This window comes from Enterococcus camelliae, from assembly GCF_042685105.1.
Taxonomy (GTDB): domain Bacteria; phylum Bacillota; class Bacilli; order Lactobacillales; family Enterococcaceae; genus Enterococcus_G; species Enterococcus_G camelliae.
Window position 1 is genome coordinate 45,261 of record NZ_JBHUMO010000033.1, and the last position, 16,423, is coordinate 61,683.

General features: G+C 39.0%; 12 protein-coding genes and 1 pseudogene. 11 read left to right on the forward strand and 2 right to left on the reverse strand.

Annotation, left to right across the window (positions count from 1 at the left end):
• Window positions 1-38 precede the first annotated feature (38 nt).
• The 10 genes from pcrA (at window position 39) to ACFSR0_RS04730 (ending at window position 13,204) form a co-directional block, all read left to right on the forward strand.
• Window positions 39-2,300 (forward strand): DNA helicase PcrA, encoded by a 2,262-nt coding sequence (gene pcrA, locus ACFSR0_RS04685; protein WP_379980411.1) that lies wholly within the window; start codon window positions 39-41, stop codon window positions 2,298-2,300.
• A gap of 25 nt (window positions 2,301-2,325) precedes the next feature.
• On the forward strand, window positions 2,326-4,329 hold the full coding sequence (ligA, locus tag ACFSR0_RS04690) for an NAD-dependent DNA ligase LigA (protein ID WP_379980514.1): 2,004 nt from the start codon (window positions 2,326-2,328) through the stop codon (window positions 4,327-4,329).
• 115 nt (window positions 4,330-4,444) lie between these two features.
• A complete protein-coding gene (gene gatC, locus ACFSR0_RS04695) occupies window positions 4,445-4,750 on the forward strand; it encodes an Asp-tRNA(Asn)/Glu-tRNA(Gln) amidotransferase subunit GatC (protein WP_379980413.1) in 306 nt (101 codons plus the stop codon).
• The gene (gene gatA / locus ACFSR0_RS04700; RefSeq protein ID WP_379980415.1) at window positions 4,750-6,222 is read left to right on the forward strand and encodes an Asp-tRNA(Asn)/Glu-tRNA(Gln) amidotransferase subunit GatA; all 1,473 of its coding nucleotides are present in this window, start codon (window positions 4,750-4,752) and stop codon (window positions 6,220-6,222) included. Before gatC ends, gatA begins: the two co-directional genes overlap by 1 nt.
• The gene (gene gatB / locus ACFSR0_RS04705; RefSeq protein WP_379980417.1) at window positions 6,219-7,649 is read left to right on the forward strand and encodes an Asp-tRNA(Asn)/Glu-tRNA(Gln) amidotransferase subunit GatB; all 1,431 of its coding nucleotides are present in this window, start codon (window positions 6,219-6,221) and stop codon (window positions 7,647-7,649) included. Before gatA ends, gatB begins: the two co-directional genes overlap by 4 nt.
• A 10-nt stretch (window positions 7,650-7,659) precedes the next feature.
• Window positions 7,660-8,688, forward strand: a complete 1,029-nt coding sequence (locus ACFSR0_RS04710; protein ID WP_379980419.1) for a diacylglycerol kinase — start codon at window positions 7,660-7,662, stop codon at window positions 8,686-8,688.
• Window positions 8,689-8,798: 110 nt separating this feature from the next.
• A complete protein-coding gene (rlmD, locus tag ACFSR0_RS04715; RefSeq protein ID WP_379980421.1) occupies window positions 8,799-10,172 on the forward strand; it encodes a 23S rRNA (uracil(1939)-C(5))-methyltransferase RlmD in 1,374 nt (457 codons plus the stop codon).
• A 270-nt stretch (window positions 10,173-10,442) separates the two neighbouring features.
• The gene (locus ACFSR0_RS04720; protein WP_379980423.1) at window positions 10,443-11,270 is read left to right on the forward strand and encodes a hypothetical protein; all 828 of its coding nucleotides are present in this window, start codon (window positions 10,443-10,445) and stop codon (window positions 11,268-11,270) included.
• A gap of 24 nt (window positions 11,271-11,294) precedes the next feature.
• Window positions 11,295-11,846, forward strand: coding sequence for a hypothetical protein (locus ACFSR0_RS04725; RefSeq protein ID WP_379980424.1), 552 nt, complete (start codon window positions 11,295-11,297; stop codon window positions 11,844-11,846).
• Window positions 11,843-13,204, forward strand: coding sequence for a hypothetical protein (locus tag ACFSR0_RS04730; protein ID WP_379980426.1), 1,362 nt, complete (start codon window positions 11,843-11,845; stop codon window positions 13,202-13,204). The genes ACFSR0_RS04725 and ACFSR0_RS04730 overlap by 4 nt, the downstream gene beginning before the upstream one ends.
• Window positions 13,205-13,253: 49 nt before the next feature.
• On the opposite strand, the gene ACFSR0_RS04735 is transcribed toward ACFSR0_RS04730, so the two are convergent.
• Window positions 13,254-13,859, reverse strand: coding sequence for a zinc ribbon domain-containing protein (locus tag ACFSR0_RS04735; protein WP_379980428.1), 606 nt, complete (start codon window positions 13,857-13,859; stop codon window positions 13,254-13,256).
• Between the two features lie 241 nt (window positions 13,860-14,100).
• On the opposite strand from ACFSR0_RS04735, the gene ACFSR0_RS04740 reads away from it, so the two are divergent.
• A complete protein-coding gene (locus ACFSR0_RS04740; protein ID WP_379980430.1) occupies window positions 14,101-15,231 on the forward strand; it encodes an IS110 family transposase in 1,131 nt (376 codons plus the stop codon).
• Between the two features lie 176 nt (window positions 15,232-15,407).
• On the opposite strand, the pseudogene ACFSR0_RS04745 reads toward ACFSR0_RS04740, so the two are convergent.
• Window positions 15,408-16,423 (reverse strand): annotated as a pseudogene (locus ACFSR0_RS04745) (ISL3 family transposase); the annotation flags it as partial.

The window sequence follows — 16,423 nt, forward strand, 5'->3', positions numbered from 1 at the left end:
TATAATAAAAGAGATTGACAAAGAAAGGATGTTGAATGATGTCATCCCGTGAGGAATTATTAAGAGGAATGAATCCTCAACAAAAAGAAGCTGTTTTAACAACAGAAGGGCCATTATTATTAATGGCTGGTGCCGGTAGCGGCAAAACAAGAGTGCTTACCCATCGAGTAGCATATTTGATTGAAGAAAAGGAAGTCAATCCATGGAATATTTTGGCCATTACGTTCACGAATAAAGCTGCGCGTGAAATGAGGGAACGAATTCACGCATTAGTCGGTGAAGAGAGTGAAGCAATTTGGATTTCAACCTTCCATTCGATGTGCGTTCGTGTGTTAAGAAGAGAAGTCGAACAGATAGGCTATACCAGGAATTTTACAATTTTAGATTCCTCTGATCAGCTTTCATTGATGAAACGAATTCTAAAAGAGTTGAACATAGATCCCAAAAAATATGATCCCAAGGGAATTTTGGCAGGTATTTCCAATGCAAAAAATAACCTACAAACGCCTGCTAATTTTTCAAAATTAGCATCCACTTTCATTGAATTGCAGGTTGCAAAATGTTATGAATTGTATCAGAAAGAATTAGTTGCCAATCAATGTATGGATTTTGATGATTTGATTATGAATACCATTGTTATTTTTAAAAAGTATCCTGAAGTATTGGCGTATTATCAGAATAAATTTCATTATATCCATGTAGATGAATACCAAGATACCAACCATGCTCAGTATACACTTGTGCGAATGTTAGCTGATCGATTTGAAAATTTGTGTGTGGTAGGAGATGCCGATCAAAGTATTTACGGTTGGCGTGGAGCAGATATGCAAAATATTTTGGCTTTCGAGGAAGATTACCCCAATACGAAAGTCATTCTTTTAGAACAAAATTATCGATCGACGAAAACAATTTTGTCTGCAGCTAATCAGGTGATTCTAAATAATAAACAACGCAAAGCCAAAAAATTATGGACTGAAAACGAATCTGGTGAAAAAATTGTCTATTATCGTGGAAATAATGAACATGATGAAGGTCGCTTTGTTGTTTCTGAAATAATGAAACGTGTTCGAACAAAGGAGCATGTTTTTGGGGACTTTGCTGTGTTGTATCGGACAAATGCTCAATCGCGTGTGGTGGAAGAATCGTTTATGAAGGCCAATATTCCATACAAAATAGTGGGTGGTCAAAAATTCTATGCTAGAAAAGAAATTCGGGATCTTCTCTCCTATCTAAATGTGTTAGCTAATCCCGATGATTCGATTAGCTTTGAACGTATTATCAATACACCTAAACGGGGAATTGGTCCAGGAACGGTTGAAAAATTAAAGAACTTCGCAGGTGAAAATAATTGGTCACTTTTTGAAGCAACGCAAAATATAAATGTCTCAACGATTGGTGGAAAAGCCAATCGTGAACTAGAACAGTTTGGGATGACATTGACTGATTTGCAACAAATGATTCCGTTTCTATCACTAACCGAGTTTACCGAAGAAGTTTTGAAACGAACGAATTATTTAGTAGAATTACAGAATCAAAAGACGATTGAAAGTCAAGCAAGAGTGGAAAATATTGAAGAATTTCTCAGTGTTACACAGGAGTTTGATCGTCGCTATGTTGCTCAGTCAGAAGGGGCTGAGGTAGATCCATCAGAAAAATTGGCTGATTTTCTAAATGAACTTGCTTTATTAGCAGATGTTGATAGTTATGAGGAAGACTACTCAGAAGTGACGTTGATGACGCTTCATGCAGCAAAGGGACTTGAATTTCCGATTGTCTTTCTCGTTGGGATGGAAGAAAATCTCTTTCCACTATCACGCACGCTAATGGATGAAAATGAATTAGAAGAAGAGCGTCGCCTCGCTTATGTGGGAATCACTCGGGCTGAAAAACAACTCTTTTTAACAAATGCACAAACGCGAAACTTATATGGGCGCAGTCAATACAATCGGCCCTCACGCTTTTTAGAGGAAATTGATGATACTTTACTTGATTATCAATTCAATCAACCAACAAGTGCAACGAGTACGCGTACACCGGTTCGGCCGATAATTTCAGCAAATCACAGTCAGCCCTCTTCTTACAAACAACCCTCTCCACGTGGGGTAGCGAGTCATACTCAGTCTGGTGCGGAGGAAGTTCGTTGGCAAGCTGGCGACAAAGTGTTGCACAAGAAATGGGGAATAGGAACCGTCGTAAGTGTGAGTGGCACATCAAAAGAGATGGAACTTGATATTGCTTTCCCCAAACAAGGTGTCAAAAGGCTCTTAGCAGCTTTTGCTCCAATTGAAAAACAATCGTAAAGGAGAATGCACATTGAAAGAGACGATGGCGGAAACGATTCATTCACTACAACGAAAATTAATTGACTATGCTTATGCTTATTATGTGAAAGACCAACCTGTCGTAGATGATGCCTATTACGATCAACTGTATCAACAACTTGTGGAATTAGAAACAAAATATCCAGAATATAGAACGCCCGATTCCCCAACCCAACGCGTAGGGGGAGTGGTTTTAAAAGGCTTTGAAAAAGTTGTTCATGAAATTCCCTTGTATTCCTTAAATGATGTCTTTTCCAAAAATGATATTATTGCTTTTGACCAGCGTGTTCAAAAAACACTTGGACATCCTGTAACTTATATCTGTGAGTTAAAAATCGATGGGTTATCAATTTCATTGAAATATGAACAAGGACGTTTCGTGCGCGGGGCGACGCGGGGCGATGGAACGATTGGAGAAAACATTACGGAAAATATCAAGACCGTCAAATCCGTCCCACTTGTTCTGAAAGAACCGATTGATATAGAAGTCCGTGGTGAGTGTTACATGCCGAAACAAGCTTTCTTTGACTTGAACCAGAAGAGAGAAGAGGATGGTTTGGACATTTTTGCCAATCCTAGAAACGCTGCAGCAGGGAGTCTGCGACAACTGGATTCTAAGGTTACGGCTAGTCGCAATCTGAGTACATTCCTTTATACATTGGCTGACTTTGGCCCTCTCCATGTCAGAAATCAAGCAGAAGCCCTTGATCATTTGGACGACTTGGGTTTTCGGACGAATCATGAACGCCAAACCTGTACCACTATTGATGAAGTTTGGGCCTATATCGAGGCATTCCATGAAAAACGGAGCCAATTGCCTTATGAAATTGATGGGGTTGTTATTAAGGTAAATGAGTTCACCAACCAAAATCAATTAGGATTTACTGTAAAGGCACCGCGATGGGCCGTTGCCTATAAGTTTCCACCCGAGGAAGCTCAAACGACCATTGAAGCGATTGAATGGACCGTTGGACGAACGGGCGTTGTGACTCCTACTGCTGTCATGACACCGGTGAGAATTGCAGGGACTACTGTGTCAAGAGCAAGCCTGCACAATGCCGATTATATGAAGATGAAAGATATTCGACTGCATGATCAAGTCATTATTTACAAAGCAGGGGACATTATTCCTGAAGTCGCCCATGTAGTGGAAGAAGCCCGTGTTCAAACAAGTCTTCCTTATCAAATTCCGACGATATGCCCAATTTGTGGAAGCGAATTGGTTCATTTGGATGAAGAGGTGGCCTTACGGTGTATTAATCCCAAATGTCCAGCACAAATCAAAGAAGGTTTAAGCCATTTTGTCTCCCGCGATGCAATGAATATCGAAGGGATTGGTCCACGTATGATTGAACAATTCTTTAACCATGGGTTCGTTTCGGATGTGGCAGACTTGTACCATCTCTCATTGCCTCAGCTATTGGACTTAGAAAAAGTGAAGGAAAAATCGGCTACAAATATGTTACAAGCTATTGAAGCGAGTAAACAAAATTCATTGGAAAAGCTGTTATTCGGACTGGGCATTCGTCATGTTGGTGTCAAAGCAGCGAAATTACTCGCCGAACGGTTTGAAACATTAGCGGCACTTAGCAAGGCAACCCAAGAGGAAATTTTAACGGTCGACACTTTAGGACCAACCATTGCCGACAGTCTGGTGACTTACTTTGCTAACGATGAGGTGCATGAATTAATGGCCGAATTAAACACAGCAGGAGTAAATACAACCTATCTGGGATTGAAAAAGCGTGATGTTGAGCAAATTCAATCCGCTTTTCAAGGGAAAACAGTGGTCTTAACTGGAAAACTAGTAACGTATACTAGAGAAGATGCGAAAGAAAAAATTGAACAACTCGGTGGTAAGGTTACTGGTAGTGTTTCCAAAAAGACGGATATGGTAGTTGCTGGTTCAGATGCTGGTAGTAAATTAACCAAAGCACAAGCTCTAGGTATACCAATTTGGAGTGAACAGGAAATGATTGCTGCGTTTGAAACAAAAGATAATAAATAAGAGTAGCAAATCCTTTAAAAAAATAGATGAAAAAACATGAAACCTAGGTTTTATATTTCATAGATGTTCATTAAGTGTTACAATCAAAAAAGGAAAAAACTAAGAGGGGGATATTATGGCTATTAGTGAAGAGCAAGTATTGCACGTAGCAAAACTAGCAAAGCTTTCATTTTCAGAAAGCGAGTTGCATGAGTTTACCAACCAACTAGGCAAAATTATTGAAATGTTTGAAACATTAGAAGAAGTTGATACAACGAACGTACCATTTACCTCCCATGTGGTAGATGCCATCAATGTCGTGCGCGAAGATGTGGCAGCACCAGGCTGGGACCGAACAGAATTAATGCGTAATGTACCAGAATCAGAAAATGGCTTTATTAAAGTGCCAGCAATCATTGACAATGGGGAGGCGGGTGCATAGTGGCAACATTTTATGATAAAACAGTTGAAGAATTACATGACTTACTCGTTTCAAAAGAAATTAGTGCGGTTGATTTAACGCGTGCGACTTTTGAACGAATCAAAGCAACCGAAAATGAAGTAGATGCCTTTTTGACTTTAAATGAAGAAAAAGCGTTGAAATTGGCAGAAGCTCTTGATTTAAAGGGAATTGATGAAGCCAACGTATTAGCTGGCTTACCAATTGGAATCAAAGACAATATTGTGACCAAAGATTTATTGACAACAGCAGCTTCGAAAATTCTATACAACTTTGACCCGATTTATGATGCTACGGTAATGGATAAAGTATATGAAGCAGACCTGATTCCAGTTGGCAAATTGAACATGGATGAATTTGCGATGGGAGGAAGTACGGAAACGTCGCATTTTAAAAAGACCAAAAATGCTTGGGACCATTCGAAAGTTCCTGGAGGTTCTTCAGGTGGATCAGCGGTAGCCGTTGCAACGGGGCAAGTACCTGTTTCACTTGGTACAGATACCGGTGGTTCAATTCGTCAGCCGGCAGCCTTTAATGGAGTCGTTGGGATGAAGCCAACCTACGGACGGGTGTCACGTTTTGGCGTGATTGCCTTTGCTTCATCACTGGATCAAATCGGTCCATTTACTCGTACTGTAAAAGACAATGCCTTAGTGCTGAACGCGATTAGTGGATATGATGCGAAAGATGCAACGTCTTCTGGACGCGAAGTACCTGATTTTACCAAAAATCTATTAGCGGGTGTAAAAGGCATGAAAATTGCTTTACCAAAAGAATACTTAGGTGAAGGGATTGCACCCGAAGTGAAACAAACCATTTTGGCCGCAGCTGAAACATACCGAAAATTAGGAGCAACAGTAGAGGAAGTTAGCTTGCCACATTCGAAATATGGGGTAGCAGTATACTATATTATTGCGTCATCAGAAGCAAGCTCGAACTTGCAACGCTTCGATGGCATCCGCTATGGGTATCGTTCAGCCAATGTCAACAACCTAGAAGACGTGTATGTCAATTCTCGTAGTGAAGGGTTTGGCGATGAAGTCAAACGGCGAATCATGTTAGGAACCTTTTCATTAAGTGCGGGCTATTACGATGCTTATTTCAAAAAAGCGGGACAAGTTCGGACCTTAATCAAACAGGATTTTGACAAAGTTTTTGAAAACTATGATGTGATTATTGGCCCGGCAGCACCGACTGTGGCATTTGGAATTGGTGAAAATATTGATGATCCATTGGCTATGTATTTAGCAGATTTACTTACCATTCCAGTGAACTTGGCAGGACTTCCCGGTATGTCGATTCCAGCTGGCTTTGTAGAAGGCTTACCTGTCGGATTACAAATTATTGGGAAACACTTTGATGAAGCAACAATGTACCAAGCTGCTTTTGCATTTGAACAAGCAACAGAATTTCACTTGAAGAAACCAGTTATTCTAGGAGGGGCTAACGCATGAATTTTGAAACCGTCATTGGACTAGAAGTCCATGTTGAATTAAAAACCAACTCCAAAATTTTTTCACCTGCACCGGCGAAATTTGGTGCGGAACCAAATAGCAATACCAATATTATTGACTGGGGTTACCCAGGCGTGTTGCCAGTTATGAACAAACGTGCATTAGAATTTGGTATGCGAGCTGCACTGGCTTTAAATTGCGAAATTTCAAAAGATACGCATTTCGATCGTAAAAACTATTTTTATCCTGATAATCCCAAAGCCTATCAAATATCTCAATTTGACCAACCAATTGGACACGATGGCTGGCTTGAAATTGAGGTAGAAGGCAAAAAGAAGAAAATACGCATTGAACGGGTACATTTGGAAGAAGATGCTGGAAAAAATATGCATGGTATTGGAGGTTATTCCTATGTCGATTTGAACCGTCAAGGGACACCACTGATTGAAATCGTATCTGAAGCAGATATGCGTTCACCGGAAGAAGCTTATGCCTATTTGGAAGCACTTCGCTCTATTATCCAATTTACAGATGTTTCTGATGTAAAAATGGAAGAAGGATCAATGCGTTGCGATGCCAATATCTCCATTCGACCTTATGGCCAAGAAGCGTTTGGTACCAAAACTGAACTTAAGAACTTAAACTCCATGACCTTTGTCAAAAAAGGTCTAGCATTTGAAGAAAAACGCCAAGCAAAAGTATTATTATCTGGTGGGGAAATTCAACAAGAAACTCGTCGTTTTGATGAAACAACCAACAAAACGATTTTAATGCGAGTAAAAGAAGGTTCATCCGACTATCGTTACTTCCCAGAGCCAGACCTACCACGTTTTATGATTGATGATGAATGGATTCGCAAAGTTCAAGCAAGTCTGCCAGAAATGCCGCAGTCACGTCGTCAACGGTACATCCATGATTGGGAACTTCCTGAATATGATGCAATGGTTCTAACACAAACCAAAGAAATGTCTGATTTCTTTGAAGCAACGATTGCAGATGGCGCGGATGCGAAACAAGCATCAAACTGGTTAATGGGTGAAGTTTCTGCGTATTTAAATAGTGAAAAATTAACATTGCCACAAACAAAATTAACACCTGAAAATTTAGCGGGCATGATTCAATTGATTGCTGATGGGACAATTAGCTCAAAGATTGCAAAAAAAGTCTTTCGTGAATTAATTACCAATGGCGGTCATGCAAAAGAAGTGGTTGAAGCAAAAGGTTTGGTACAATTATCTGATCCAGCACAACTACTACCAATCATCAATGAAGTATTGGATAAGAATAGCCAGTCCATTGAAGATTTTAAAAATGGGAAAGATCGGGCGATTGGTTTCCTTGTAGGTCAAATTATGAAAGCCTCAAAAGGAAAAGCGAACCCAGGTGTTGTCAACAAGTTACTTCAAGAAGAATTAGCCAAAAGATAGAAGGTAAATCATGAAAAAAGCACGCGTAATTTACAATCCAACTTCTGGCAAAGAGACGATGAAAAGAAACTTGGCTGATATTTTAGACGTTTTGGAACAAGCTGGTTATGAAGCAAGTGCCTTTGCGACCACGCCCGAGGAGAATTCTGCCAAAAATGAAGCCACCCGAGCTGCATTGGCAGGCTTTGACTTAGTTGTCGCTGCTGGAGGGGATGGAACAATCAATGAGGTTGTTAACGGCATTGCCCCATTAGAAACACGCCCTAAAATGGCAATTATTCCTGGTGGAACAACCAATGATTATGCCCGAGCTCTTAAGATTCCACGGGATAATCCCAGATCTGCAGCCGAAGTAATCTTAAAAAATCAGACGATTAAAATGGACATCGGTAAGACGCCTGAAAGTTATTTTATTAATATTGCTGCTGGTGGGCACCTGACCGAGTTGACCTATGAAGTACCGTCTGAATTAAAAAGTATTTTTGGCTATTTAGCGTATTTGGCTAAGGGAGCTGAACTACTACCACGAATTAAACCAATCAAAATGCGATTGGTTTATGATGAGGGAGAATATTACGGCAATGCTTCGATGTTCTTCCTTGGGCTTACCAATTCAGTCGGTGGCTTTGAACAAATCGCACCAGATGCAAAATTGGACGATGGCAAGTTTTCGTTGATTATTGTCAAAACAGCGAATATCTTTGAGATTATTCATCTTGTTTCATTGATGTTAAATGGCGGCAAGCATATCAACGATCATCGCATTATTTACACCAAAACATCACGTTTAGAAGTGGACGTTCCAGATAATAGTCATCGCTTGATGATTAACTTAGATGGTGAGTACGGCGGCGATGCCCCTATGGTATTTGAAAACTTACACAATCATATTGAATTCTTTGCCGATGTGGATTCGATTCCAGATGAAGCAGTTATTGGTCCAGATGAATACGAGGAAATAAGTCGAGATTTTATCAAAGAGGCTGAAAAATTGAATGACGAAGACATTGATGGTGATGGCATGATTGGCCAACCATAATGCAATCATCACAGGTGAGCGAACGACAACCGCGTTGCTCACCTGTTTCACTTGCCAAAAAATAGATAAGCAAGCTAGAATAAAGCAAAAGAAGCCTAAAGGAGAACAGTATGAGAGACTATCCAGTCAAAAAAAATGAGGAACAGATTGTGACTATTCAAGATTTATCACATGAAGGAATGGGAATTGCGAAAGTCGATGGCTATTTACTATTTATCGAAAACGCACTGCCTGAAGAAGAAGTCCGTATCCGTATTGAAAAGGTCGGACCTAAATTTGGTTTTGCGAAAGTGTTGGAGTGGCTTAAAGAAAGCCCATACCGGGTTGAAGACGCAAAAGAGGAACTTTTACGCACCGGCATCGCACCATTAAGCCATTTGAGCTATCCAAAACAACTTGAATTTAAGCAACATCAAGTGGAAAATGTCTTAAGAAAGGTTGCTAAGATGCCAAATGTACCAGTCTTGCCAACCGTTGGAATGGAAAGCCCATTCCATTATCGCAACAAAGCTCAAATTCCTGTTCAAAAAATCAAAGGTCAGTTAACTACGGGATTTTATCGTAAGCATAGTCACACGTTAATTCCACTTGAAGATTTTTATATTCAAGATCCAGCCATCGACCAGGCCATCCGTGAAATCCGCGACATTTTACAACGATTTGGTGTGAAAGCGTATAACGAAGAAGCGCATGAGGGATTTTTACGACACATTATTATTCGTCGTGGACACTATTCTCATCAAATGATGGTCATTCTTGTTACTCGCAAGCAAAAGTTTTTCCAAGCAGAGAAAATTGCGGAAGCGATTAAAGAAAAAATTCCCGAAGTCGTTTCAATCATTCAGAATGTTAACGAAGAACAGACCAATGTGATTATGGGTTCAACCAATCGCGTGATTTTAGGTGAATCCTTCATAGAAGATCAGTTACTAGGTAAAACATATCGTATTTCAGCGCAATCTTTCTATCAAGTGAATACCGAACAAACTGAAAAACTGTACCAAATTGCGATGGATTTTGCTCAATTAAATAAGAATGATATTGTCGTAGATGCCTATTCAGGAATTGGTACAATTGGGTTATCATTAGCTGAAAATGTAGACCATGTTTATGGCATGGAAATTGTTGCGGAAGCAGTCAAAGACGCAAAGAAAAATGCTGAGTTGAATGCTATCGGCAATGCGACTTACCTAGAAGGCAAAGCTGAAAAAATCATGCATCAATGGGCACGAGAAGATGTGCGACCAACTGTCGTTTTCGTAGATCCACCAAGGAAAGGACTCGATGCCTCCTTTATTGATGCAACTTGCGAAATGGAACCAGAACGGGTTGTCTACATCTCTTGCAACCCAGCTACCATGGCTCGCGATGTAAAGTTGTTCGCCGAAAAAGGGTATCAGTTAGAGAAGGTCCAACCAGTCGATTTATTCCCACAAACGATACATGTGGAGACGGTCTGTTTGATGTCTAGAAAAGAGAAATAAATAGCGAAAAGTAGCGTATTTACGGGCTTTTTTGAGATTAGGTAATAGCTCATGAAAGTCCGTATTTCTTATATTGAAACATATCTACTGTAAAAACAGTCAGAGGGTTTAGACTGTGGATTAGATGTCGTGGGTTGTGGCACTAGAATAGATGTTATCTATGGTGCAAACTCAATTTGAGTGAGTGATTTAGATGCTTTCTAATCCGGCAACTCAACCGTTGGCAATAAATCAGGCAGTGGATTAGATATTATGGAAGGAGGAATTTTCATGGATTTTGATTTAAGAACTTGTGATGCAGCTTACTACTTCGTTCTTGATTTTATGGGCATGACTCCTGATGAGTACATCACAGAGAGAATTATAAATTGTGAGAATGACTTTGAGACATTTTGGAGCCGAAATATTGAACGAATAAAATCAGTTGATATCTCTGGGTTGAGGCTGATGGCATTTCATGTTGTAGGTTCACTTGATGAATGTCGCGAGATTAAAGAAAATGGTTTGATGAATTTACAAAGTGTTCTTTCTAAAGAAACCATCTTAAAGAAGTTACTAGAAAAAGCAGGTGTCACATTTGATATTCCAAACAAGCTCGTGAGCTATAAAGGTAATAGTTATGACATTGATTATGAGAAGTACAAAGGCCGACATTTCTTGACGGGAATAGATGAAAAGTTAGACCGTGTTGCTCATCGAGTTTATTATGATTTTTGTGTAAATGGATTCATGGCAAATGACAATGTATTCAATTATGGTACTAACATTCACGAAAGACCTGAATTCTTAATGACGCTTGGAGAATTATTTCCACAGGCAGAAAAAGTTGAAAGTTTCTGGAGAGCAAAATCAAAGAGTTACAGAGTTGATCTCTATGCGACCGTTGACCAAGTTCACCGATTCAATTTTGAATTGGATGAGTATAGAGACCCTCCTTACGAGGATTGGTTTGACCTTGATGACGATATGAAGCTTAAAAAATGGATGTTATCACACGCTATTGATAGAGCGCATGACGATTTGGGCATGACAATCTTATATATAAAAGATGATGTGATAATTCCGACAAATCAAATTATTGATATTTCAGAATTATAAAAACATATAAAAGGCGGTGTGATTATGGGCGAATATGTAAAAAAGAAAAAAGATATGGTATTCCAAAGTGTAGAATCTCTTCAGCAAGTTGTTAACGTTGTAAATGAAGCAGCGGCTGCTGTAAATGATAAATCACGCACAATTAGAGAAAGCGCAATCCCTGAAGTCCTTGCAGGAGCATTAGGTGCTGGTATTGGCGGAGTTGGGTCTTTTGCAGCACTTTATGGGTTGGGTTCTGTTGTAGGATTATCAGCAGCAGGTATAACATCAGGACTTGCAGCAGCAGGTAGTATTGTTGGTGGCGGTATGGTTGCAGGGGTATTCGTACTTGCAGCGCCTGTAGCAGCCCTTGCAGCAGGAGGAGTTGGATTAGCTGCACACTTAAAAAATAAGCAGTTGAGGCAAGAAAAAGAACGTTTGTATAAAGAGGCCTTGAAAAAGCATGAAGCAATTATTCAAGCATTAAAATCCGAGGCTGATGTTGATAAAGAGCGTCTTGATTATTTACAGAGCTTAAATATTCTTCTTACGCAAGCAATAAAGGATTTAAAGAAGGATTTGGGTAAGGTGGCATGAGCAAATTCAAATACACTGAAGCAGAACAACAATTTAATAATGTTTTGAATCATCAGTCAAAAGAATTAAGCTCGATTAAAAGACCTGATATGGCGTCTGCTGAAGCTTGCATTTCTGAAAGCGAAGCACTGCTGAAGGAATTAGGCATTTCTACAGAGAATTTGCCTAAAGTAGTTAACCCTACACCTAATAGGGTTATGGTTGTTCCTACGTGGGAAGAATTGTGCAATCAAGCTGAACAGAAAGTTGGTTCAACAACAGATTTAGAATCCCTTTTTACGTATGAAGAATTGAGAATGAATCAAGCTGCACTGCGTGCATTGAATGCCGATTACAATAACATTCATAAGCTTGATAAAATAGATATTACTATTTGTGCCGCAGCAGGTATTCTAGGAGCAGTTATTGATATTCTGCTAGTAGGAATTCCACAGAAAACACCAGAAGGATTAAAAGGTGGGCCACTTTCCAATTATGTAAGAGATTGGTTCAATCAAAGATTCCCAGAGGAAGAAATGGAGAAACTTGCCAATTCAAAAGTAAGCAAAGTATCATTTGATGCTCAGGATAATCGCCATACGACAGAATATGTAACCGGGTTATCTGCTTACTATCATAGACTGCTATCGTTGGGGCATGACCCTATCCTTGGATTGATATTTGGGGTCTATGATATTTTGAACGGTAAAATGACGACGATTGATAAAACTGGCAAAATAGTATCTCAGGTTATGGAGAACTATGCAGACCGAAAAGAAAGTGATATCTTTGCTGCAATTGCTAAGCAGATTATTCATTTCAAATCTGACATTACAACTTCTATGGGTTTACCAGCGCCTTTGATGGCATTATTTAACTTACTCCAGTTTGGAAGTATCGGAGAAGAAGAACAGACAATTGCTGAAATTGTGCAGGGAATGTATTACGAAGGTTATGATTTCATTCATTTTTGTAGTATGTCAATTCCAACAATGATAATTGAAGTAATCATCAGATTAGGCTATGGCATTAAAAGGATTAAAGAAGGTAATTCTATAAAGAACTCGATTCCATTCTCATTAAATCGAGAAAAGCATCCTAAGCTGAGCACTATGTTATTCATTGGACATTCAGCGGCTACAGCTGTAAATGCTGGAAAGGTTTACTTTACTAAAAATCCTATGGCAATAAACTATCCTCAATGGGTAGCATTTGCTAAATACTCATACAAACAATTGAAATGGGTGTTGTTGGAGAAACCAGAACTTAGAGATGCCTACGTTAGAGGTATCATTGCTGAAGAATTGAATGAAGTATATGCTGAAATAGATAAATCCTTCGCGGAAATGTCCGAAGAATATATAGTCGTCTTTAATTAAAAACAACCCTCTCAACCATCATGGCTGGGAGGGTTTCGTGCGTCTATGCTTAGCTTTCAACATCTACCTTAAGTCCGGATTTCAATTCTACTGTGCAGTGGGTTGGCCAGATTGTGATTTGCTTAAGCCAGCGTTTTACAAGTGCTTCATCAAACACTGTAAGGTCGGAAGGCTGGTCTTTAATGAAATCCTGTAAGTCTGTGATACGCTGTAGCTGCTCATCACGCTGTACCGTATCCATTGAGGCTTGCTGGCGCTTTTCTCTGAGTGCAAAAATCTGGCCGGCAATCTCATCGTAGGCTTCTTTGTTGTTGGACTTTTTAACAAGCTCCTGCTGAAGTTCCATAAGCTTCTCATCAATACCATCCGTAGCGATTGCAGCAGAAGCTCTGATGACGGATGCGATATTTTGCTGTAGCTGTTTCTGGTATTTGGATTTATCTCCAAGCAGCTCATTCAAGGCAGTGAGTACGATTTCCTGCAGGTCAAGTTCGTTGATGGTTCTGGCGTGGCATTCAAGGCCGGTAGGTTCTAGCTTGCTAATGCAGCGCCAGACGATGGACTTGCAGCCGCGATTGTTCCAGTGAATTCTTCTGAACATCTCACCGCAGTCGCCACAAATGATAATCTGTGAGAAGGGTTCTTTGTCAAACATACATGAATTCGCAAGCTCATTCACCCTGAAGGATGAAAGGCAGAAACTGTAGTATACTAATGGTGGAAAGGAAAAAAAGCCGCCAGCATTTTGGAAAAGAACGTTATGTCGATTGTCAAACTGGCTTGCTTTATTTCTCGAGAACCTTGAAATATAGCCAATGAGCATGTGTATAAAAAATTGATTTTATATGAAATAAAGCACTCCTTTCCTAAAATTATTGGAAAGGAGTGCGTTTTTTATGGAAATTATTTATGAATGTTGCGCTGGATTAGATGTTCATCAGAACAATGTTGTTGCTTGTGTTCTGAAAGGTCCGCTTACTTCTACTAGGCCAAAAAAACACCTAAAAAAGTTTGATACTACTACGAAGGGATTATTAGCACTACATGAATGGTTAACGGAATTTTCCTGTGAGGTTGTTGCCATGGAAAGTACGGGTATTTATTGGAAACCAATTTGGCACATTCTTCAAGGAAATTTTGAGTTGATTCTGGCTAATCCGTACAAAATAAAAAATATTCCTGGACAAAAAACGGATAAAAAAGACGCAAGTTGGATTGCTAAACTGTTGCGAGTAGATTTGATTCCTAAAAGTTTTGTTCCAGAGGAGCCCATACAAGATCTACGTGAATTAACACGTTTAAGAAAAATGTGGATTGAATCTAGAAATAGAGAAAAAAATCGAGCGCATAAAATTTTACAAACTGCTGGAATCAAGCTAACTTCCTACATGACCGATATATTTGGATTATCTGGAAGAAATTTATTAAATCTACTAATCAATGAAGAAGAGATTACTGCCGAAAAAGTTGAAAAGGCAGTTTATACTTCACTAAAATTTAAAGTGCCAGAATTAATTGAAGGACTTACTGGTTTTTTTAGAAGTCATCATAGATTTTTATTAGCACAAGTTTTAGATGTTATTGATATGTATACTAGTAAAATAAGTGAATTAGAAATCAAAATTGCTGACTATCTCCTTCCTTATCAACAATATGTTGATAGTTTAGTCACTATTCCAGGAATTAGTTTAGACTCAGCTGCTGTAATTATTTCTGAATTTGGAACAAATATGAATCAATTTTCTTCTGCAGAAAGATTAGCATCATGGGTTGGTTTATGTCCTGGAAACAATGAAAGTGCTGGGAAAAGACGTTCTACAAGAATTTCAAAAGGAAACTCATATGCAAAGAAAATTTTATGCCAATGTGCCTATTCAGCTTGTAAATCGAATCATCTTAGATTCAGAAATTATTATCAAAGAATTAGTCAGAATAGGGGTGGCAAACGTGCAACAGTGGCAGTTGCTCATCTCATTACTAGAATTATTTATTATATGTTAATGAGAAATGAAGTCTATCATGAATGAAAATTAGTGACCCTTGAAATTTTTGGCTCTTAAATTTCATAAGAGAGAGAAGGAGTCTTTTTTTGCTTTTTGACTGCGATTTAATACATAATGATAGTGAAGCTTTCGTATAAATTGCTGTTGTTTTGCTCAAATCGTATGTTAGGAAATGCTTCGGCATTTCCTTTTTTGCGTTATTAAATGATTTCACAGATGTTCTGTTGGATCAGGACACGCATCCGGAGATGACGAAAAGTCCGAAATCCAAAAGCAATTCTTTTGATTACTTTGATGAGGTTATTCTTTCCCTCTAATTTTCCGTTTGAATAGGGATATTTTAAGGAGTTTATGATGGCTTCTGTGTGCTTTTTCAGATAACAAATTGCCTTTTTAAATCCATCATTCAAGGAATGTGGCAATGATTCAATGAGATTGAAAAATTCAGTAAAATCTTTTGCATCAAAAGCAGCTAATAACTCTTGATAGACTTCATAGCTTTGTCGTAGTTGGTTATCTATAGAGAGTAGGTAATCAAGCACCTCCGACTCCATCATGTATTTCCCTTGGAAGAGGGGAAATTGCTTAAAAGAGGTGTAGTTTAGTTTTGTATTTTTCTTTAGGATTGTTCGCTAATATTTTTTCAGCTTTCGGTAATCTTTTTGCGCTTGTGGATCGCTTTTCTTTAGTTGCTTCATTGTCTGAATTCGTTGGGTATTAAATGCACGCGTCATTTGTTGGATGATGTGGAAGCGATCGATAGAGAGTCGCGCATTGGGAAAGACTTCTTTCGTCACTGCATCGTAAGAGGCATTCATATCCATCACGATGTGTGTCACACGTTTTCTGGCTTTTAAGGTAAACCGTTGGAAGTATGCCCGTAACTTGAATTTGCGCCGATCATCTAAGATATCAAAGATTTTGCCAGTATCAGCATCACTAATAATAAAGCACATAGCTCCTTCACAATCACGCGTTCCTTTGAATTCATCAATTAGAAGATGCTTGGGAAGAGAATTGATTTTTTTTTCGTGGCTCTTCAAAGAAGCTATCTAAAACGCGCTCAACGGTTTTTGTGGAAACAAAATACCGCTGTGCAATATCCTTCATTGAGATCTTTTTCTTCAAATCCACAGCAATCGCAAATTTTAAGGCCTGTGAAATGTAACAATTTTCCGCTACATAATAGGTTTTGGCAGAAAACGTATGATGGCAC

Coding starts and splice junctions, on each gene's coding strand:
- pcrA (WP_379980411.1), top strand. CDS start 39: ATGTCATCCCGTGAGGAATTATTAAGAGGAATGAATCCTCAACAAAAA.
- ligA (WP_379980514.1), top strand. CDS start 2,326: ATGGCGGAAACGATTCATTCACTACAACGAAAATTAATTGACTATGCT.
- gatC (WP_379980413.1), top strand. CDS start 4,445: ATGGCTATTAGTGAAGAGCAAGTATTGCACGTAGCAAAACTAGCAAAG.
- gatB (WP_379980417.1), top strand. CDS start 6,219: ATGAATTTTGAAACCGTCATTGGACTAGAAGTCCATGTTGAATTAAAA.
- ACFSR0_RS04710 (WP_379980419.1), top strand. CDS start 7,660: ATGAAAAAAGCACGCGTAATTTACAATCCAACTTCTGGCAAAGAGACG.
- rlmD (WP_379980421.1), top strand. CDS start 8,799: ATGAGAGACTATCCAGTCAAAAAAAATGAGGAACAGATTGTGACTATT.
- ACFSR0_RS04720 (WP_379980423.1), top strand. CDS start 10,443: ATGGATTTTGATTTAAGAACTTGTGATGCAGCTTACTACTTCGTTCTT.
- ACFSR0_RS04725 (WP_379980424.1), top strand. CDS start 11,295: ATGGGCGAATATGTAAAAAAGAAAAAAGATATGGTATTCCAAAGTGTA.
- ACFSR0_RS04730 (WP_379980426.1), top strand. CDS start 11,843: ATGAGCAAATTCAAATACACTGAAGCAGAACAACAATTTAATAATGTT.
- ACFSR0_RS04735 (WP_379980428.1), bottom strand. CDS start 13,859: ATGTTTGACAAAGAACCCTTCTCACAGATTATCATTTGTGGCGACTGC.
- ACFSR0_RS04740 (WP_379980430.1), top strand. CDS start 14,101: ATGGAAATTATTTATGAATGTTGCGCTGGATTAGATGTTCATCAGAAC.